We start from the raw sequence: 2,851 nt of genomic DNA on the forward strand, positions 1-2,851 counted from the left end.
CGCGCGGTGCGGCGTGGACCTGGCGGCGCATCCGGGCGCGAGCTGCGACCGGCGATGGGCCACCTGCCGCGAGGTGTTTTCCAATGGCGTCAACTTCCGGGGCTTTACGAGCCTGCCGGGCGAGGATTTCCTGACGCTCTATCCGGTCGAGGGCGACGTGAACGACGGCGGGCGGCGATGAGCGCCCGGGAGTTGGTGCTCGCCGAGGCGCGGGGCTGGATCGGCACGCCCTATCAGCATCAGGCCAGCCTGAAGGGCGTCGGCTGCGACTGCCTGGGGCTGGTGCGCGGGGTGTGGCGGGCGCTGGGCGGGGCCGAGATCACGCCGCCGCCCTATCGGCCGGACTGGGCGGAACTGGGGCAGGGCGAGCCGCTGCTGGCGGGGCTGGCGAGCGTGCTGATCCCGCTCGAGCCGGCGACGGCGCGGCCGGGCGACGTGCTGGTGTTCCGCATGGCGCGGGGCGTTCCGGCCAAGCACTGCGCGATCCTCTCCGAAGAGGGGACGCGGATGATCCACGCCTATTGGGGCCGGGCCTGCGTCGAGACCTGGCTGGGCGCCTGGTGGCGGCCCCGGCTGGCGGCCGCCTTTTCCTTTCCGGAGCATGTCTGATGGCCCAGATGATCCTGCAGTCGGTCGGCTCGCAGTTCGGCCCGACGGGAAGCGCCATCGGCGCGACGATCGGGGCGGCGATCGACCAGAGCCTGATCGCCTCGCTGAGCCCGGCCCGGCAGGTCGGGCCGCGGATTTCGGAGCTGAAGCTGACGGCGGCGGCCGAGGGCGCGGCCATGCCGTGCGTGTTCGGCCGCGCGCGGGTGGCCGGCCAGGTGATCTGGGCGGCGCGGTTTCGCGAGCATCGCACGACGAGCGGCAGCAAGGCGGGGCGGACGCGGTCGTACGGCTACAGCCTGTCGTTCGCCCTGGCTGTGGGCGAGGGGCCGATCGACGGGATCGGCCGGGTGTGGGCCGACGGCAAGGCGCTGGACATGGACGGGGTGACGATGCGCGTGCATCGCGGAACCGAGGACCAGCTTGCCGACCCGCTGATCGTGGCGGTGGAGGGCGAGGACGCCGCGCCGGCCTTTCGGGGCGCGGCCTATGTGGTGTTCGAGGACCTGATGCTGGACGACTTCGGCGGGCGGCCGCCGCAGCTGTCGTTCGAGGTGTTCCGCCGGCCGGCGGGCGACGGGAGCGCGCTGGAGGACCGGCTGGAAAGCGTCTGCCTGATCCCGGGGGCCGGCGAGTTCGTGCTGGCCACCGACGTGGTGCTGCGGCGCGCGGGCCTGACGCGGACCAGCGCGGAGAACCTCAACAACGCCGAGGGGCGGGCGGACCTGCTGGTGTCGCTGGACCAGTTGCAGGCGCAGCTGCCGAAGGTGAAGCACGTGAACCTGGTGGTGGCCTGGTTCGGCGCCGACCTGCGCTGCGGGGCGTGCGAGATCCGGCCGGGCGTGGAGCTGGCCGACAAGCCGACCGAGCCGATGGCCTGGAGCGTGGCGGGCGTCGAGCGGGACGGGGCGCACCTGATCTCGTCGAGCGACGGCGGGGTGGCCTATGGCGGCACGCCGACCGACGCGGCGGTGGTGCAGGCGATCGTCGAGCTGAAGCGGCGGGGTCTGGCCGTGACGCTCTATCCGTTCGTGCTGATGGACGTGCCGGCCGGCAACGGACTGCCGGATCCGTACGGCGGCGCCGAGCAGGCGGCTTACCCGTGGCGGGGGCGGATCACCTGCCATCCCGGGCCGGGACGGCGGGGCACGGCGCACAAGACGACGGCGGCCGCGACCCAGGTGGCCGCCTTCTTCGACGGGGCCTGGGGCTATGGACGGTTCGTGCGGCACTACGCGGCCCTGGTGGCGCAGGCCGGCGGGGTGGACGGCTTCCTGATCGGCTCGGAGCTGGTCGGGCTGACGCGGCTGCGGGACGCGGCGGGCTTTCCGGCGGTCGGCGCGCTGCAGGCGCTGGCCGGGCAGGTGCGGGCGCTGGTCGGGCCGGCGACCAGGGTCGGCTACGCGGCCGACTGGAGCGAGTATTTCGGCAGCCAGCCGGCCGACGGCTCGGGCGACGTGCACTTCCATCTCGACCCGCTGTGGGCCGATGAGAACATCGACTTCGTGGGGATCGACTACTATCCGCCGATCACCGACTGGCGGGACGGGCAGGAGCATCTGGACGCCGTCGCCGGCTGGGACGGGCCGCATGACGGGGCCTATCTGCGTCACGGGCTGACGGGCGGCGAGGGCTTCGACTGGTTCTATGCCTCCGATGCGGCGCGGGCGGCGCAGGCGCGTACGCCGATCACCGACGGGGCGCATGGCGAGGCCTGGGTGTTCCGGCCCAAGGACCTGCTGGCCTGGTGGAGCCATCCGCATCATGACCGGCCGCTGGGCGTGCGCTCAGCGACGTCTACGGCCTGGGTTCCGATGTCCAAGCCGATGCGGCTGATCGAGTTCGGCTGCGGGGCGGTGGACAAGGGCGCCAACGCCCCGAACCTGTTCGTCGACGCCAAGAGCGCCGAGAGCGCCCTGCCGCCGTTCTCGGACGGGACGCGCGACGAGCTGGGCCAGCGGCGGGCGCTGGAGGCGGTGCTGGGCTGGATCGCCGAGCCGGCGGCCAATCCGCTCTCGCCGGTCTATGGCGGGCCGATGATCGAGCAGGCCTGCGCCTGGTGCTGGGACGCGCGGCCGTTTCCGGATTTTCCGGCGCGGGCGGGCGTGTGGGCCGATGCGGGCAACTGGAGCCTGGGCCACTGGCTGAACGGCCGGGCCGGATCGATGGGCGTGGGCGAACTGGTGCTGGCCGTGGCGGCGCGGGGCGGGGTCGCGATCGATCCGGGCGAGGCCTCGGGCCTGGT

3 protein-coding genes are annotated in these 2,851 nt (G+C 73.4%); all 3 read left to right on the forward strand.

Annotation, left to right across the window (positions count from 1 at the left end; genetic code table 11):
- The coding region (locus tag DMC18_RS23495) for a phage BR0599 family protein (RefSeq protein WP_199232620.1) at positions 1–181 on the forward strand (181 nt) is incomplete at its 5' end.
- Positions 178–609 (forward strand): NlpC/P60 family protein, encoded by a 432-nt coding sequence (locus tag DMC18_RS23500; protein ID WP_110120743.1) that lies wholly within the window; start codon positions 178–180, stop codon positions 607–609. The genes DMC18_RS23495 and DMC18_RS23500, both read left to right, overlap by 4 nt.
- On the forward strand, positions 609–2,851 hold a 2,243-nt coding region (locus DMC18_RS23505), incomplete at its 3' end, for a glycoside hydrolase TIM-barrel-like domain-containing protein (RefSeq protein WP_199232621.1). The genes DMC18_RS23500 and DMC18_RS23505, both read left to right, overlap by 1 nt.

The organism is Caulobacter sp. D5, assembly GCF_003185805.1.
Lineage (GTDB): Bacteria > Pseudomonadota > Alphaproteobacteria > Caulobacterales > Caulobacteraceae > Caulobacter.

Bases quoted from the DNA above. Each gene is read 5' to 3' on its own strand.
- DMC18_RS23500 (WP_110120743.1), top strand. From the start codon at position 178: ATGAGCGCCCGGGAGTTGGTGCTCGCCGAGGCGCGGGGCTGGATCGGC.